Below are 2,582 nucleotides of genomic sequence, written 5' to 3'. Positions count from 1 at the left end.
ACTCCAATAGCATTATCCAATACTCCCAACTCAACTAATGTTTCAGCAACTAATTTATGAATAACTCCATGTGTACATCCTGGACAATAATGAAAAGGAATATCTGTTAAGCCTTTTGATTTTTCATATACGATAGTCATTATTTTGTACCTCCTGCGATTTTTTCAATTTCAGCCAATATATCTGCAGGTGTAGGAACCATACCGCCAGTTCTTCCGTAAAAATAAACAGGAAGCCTTCCTTCAATACCTATTTTAATATCATCGACCAATTGACCTTGGCTCATTTCAACTCCAAGTATTCCTTTTGCATCAGGATTTATATCTTTATATATTGCATATGGGTAAGGCCACAATGTAATAGGTCTTATCATCCCAACTTTTATTCCTTTTGCAGCTGCTTGCTTAATAGCTGTTTTAACTATTCTTGAAGTTGTTCCATAAGCTACGCATACAACTTCTGCATCTTCTAATCCAAACGCTTCATATAAAACTTCATTTTCTTCCATTGCTTTATATTTTTTTTGCAATTTATTATTATGAGCTTCCAAGTCTTCTGCTTGTAAGAATAATGAATTGATTACATTTCTTTCTCTTTTTCCTTGAGTTCCTGTAGTTGCCCAATCTTTTGCAGGCAAATTGGTATTTAAATTATCTTTAAATTCTACAGCTTCCATCATTTGACCAATCATACCGTCAGCTGCTATAAGTACTGGGTTTCTATATTCGTCAGCTTTATCAAATGCAAGCATAACATAATCTACTGTTTCCTGAATGCTAGCTGGAGCATAACATAATGTTCTGTAATCTCCATTTCCACCGCCTCTTGTAGATTGATAATAATCTGATTGACCTGGCTGAATACTTCCAAGGCCTGGACCACCTCTCATCATGTTAACAATAACACATGGAATTTCTGCTCCTGCAGCATAAGTTATACCTTCTTGTTTTAATGAGATTCCAGGACTTGAAGATCCTGTCATTACTCTTGCTCCAGCTCCGCCTGCTCCATAAACCATATTTATTGCAGCAACTTCACTTTCTGCCTGTAAGAAAACACCGCCTACTTCCGGTAAAGCTTTTGACATGTATTCTGGAATTTCACTTGAAGGAGTTATTGGATATCCGAAAAAATACCTACAACCAGCTTTTATAGCTGCTGCTCCTACAGCTTCATTACCTTTCATTAATACTTTAGACATAATTAACCTCCACTGTTATATTCTTTCTACTTTAATTGCTGAATCTGGACACATAATTGCACAATTGCCGCAAGCTATGCATTCTTCCATATTTGTTACATATGCTGGACTATAGCCTTTACTGTTGATTCTTTCCTTGCTCAATTTAATTATTTGTTTTGGACATACAGAAACACACAATTCACAACCTTTGCATGCATCCTCATTAATTGTTACTTTGCCTTTTGCCATGACGAAACCTCCATTTCTAACTCATCCATTCTTCCCTCATATAAAGATTTATGGGGAATAACTTTTCAATTATTTCTTTATTTGTAATTTTTAAAGCTACTTCTTTAATAGCAGCTTCATATCTAATAGGAATATCTGTTTCCCAAGATACTTTCTTAGTAAGTTCATGTCCAAACTCAACATCTTTCACTGTTGTATCCTTAAGCATGTGAGTGTTGTTTATTAAGCCTGTGACTTTCAAACCAGATGTACTTTCTATCATTCTTAAATATTTTATTGTATCAGCTACAGTTCTTGTTTCAGGTCTATTGCCATTAATTACATAAAACATGTCATACTCAACATTTTTTATTTTCTCTGCGTATCTGGCAAGCACTCTCGCACCTACAGGATCTCCGCCAACATCTATGACGGAATATTCATCTTGGTTTTGTATAGCAGCCCCTATTTCTGCAGGAAGCGCAGGAATATCTATAGAGGTATTTTTTATGCTGCTGTCATAAACCTTAATGCCATTCTTTTCGAAATATTCTCTTTTTTCCCTTGACCTAAAATAAGGATTAACAATATCTAAGTCAGCAATATTTACATTTTTATATTTTTCTTTTAGTTTTATTGCATAATTTACTGAGAATTCTGTTTTCCCACTACCGTAATGACCTATTACAACCACTAATCTTTTATCACGCATACACACCCCTCCCTTCAGCATATTTTATTATCTATATTCTTTTGCTGCTTCTACTCCCCTGAGAACTCTAAGCCCCCCTTGAGCTAAAGCGAGAAGTTCATCTTCTCCAGGATAAGTTATTACACTAGCAATAAATCCAACCTTTTTTTCTATCATTTCTACAAAATTTCTATCATAAGCAATTCCGCCCGTTATTAATATTGCATCAACTTCACCATCAAGGACAACTGCATATTCACCCACTGCTTTTGCTACCTGATAAGCCATTGCGCTGTAAATAAGTCTTGCTTTTTCATCTCCGGCAACAGCTCTTTCACTAACTTCTTTAGCATTGTTTGTCCCTAAATACGCACTGATTCCGCCTTTACCAACAATCATTTTATTAATTTCAGCTTCTGAATATTTTCCGCTGTAACATAATTTAACAATCTCTCCAATTGGAAGTGAGCCTGACCTTTT

3 protein-coding genes and 2 pseudogenes are annotated in these 2,582 nt (G+C 35.2%); all 5 read right to left on the bottom strand.

The window, feature by feature from the left end; translation table 11 throughout:
* Positions 1-140, bottom strand: a pseudogene (locus tag SA378_RS10890) (MFS transporter); the annotation flags it as partial.
* A complete protein-coding gene (locus SA378_RS10885; protein ID WP_318526011.1) occupies positions 140-1,201 on the bottom strand; it encodes a 3-methyl-2-oxobutanoate dehydrogenase subunit VorB in 1,062 nt (353 codons plus the stop codon). The pseudogene SA378_RS10890 and the gene SA378_RS10885, both read right to left, overlap by 1 nt.
* Positions 1,202-1,216: 15 nt before the next feature.
* Positions 1,217-1,432: a ferredoxin family protein gene (locus SA378_RS10880; RefSeq protein ID WP_318526010.1), complete on the bottom strand. Its 216-nt coding sequence runs from the start codon at positions 1,430-1,432 to the stop codon at positions 1,217-1,219.
* Between the two features lie 16 nt (positions 1,433-1,448).
* On the bottom strand, positions 1,449-2,123 hold the full coding sequence (locus tag SA378_RS10875) for an ATP-binding protein (protein WP_318526009.1): 675 nt from the start codon (positions 2,121-2,123) through the stop codon (positions 1,449-1,451).
* 27 nt (positions 2,124-2,150) lie between these two features.
* Positions 2,151-2,582, bottom strand: a pseudogene (locus tag SA378_RS10870) (butyrate kinase); the annotation flags it as partial.

Source organism: Sedimentibacter sp., assembly GCF_033447055.1.
Taxonomy (GTDB): Bacteria; Bacillota; Clostridia; order Tissierellales; family Sedimentibacteraceae; genus Sedimentibacter.
The sequence above is the reverse complement of the archived record's forward strand: the minus strand, read 5'-3'. Positions and strand labels throughout refer to the sequence as shown.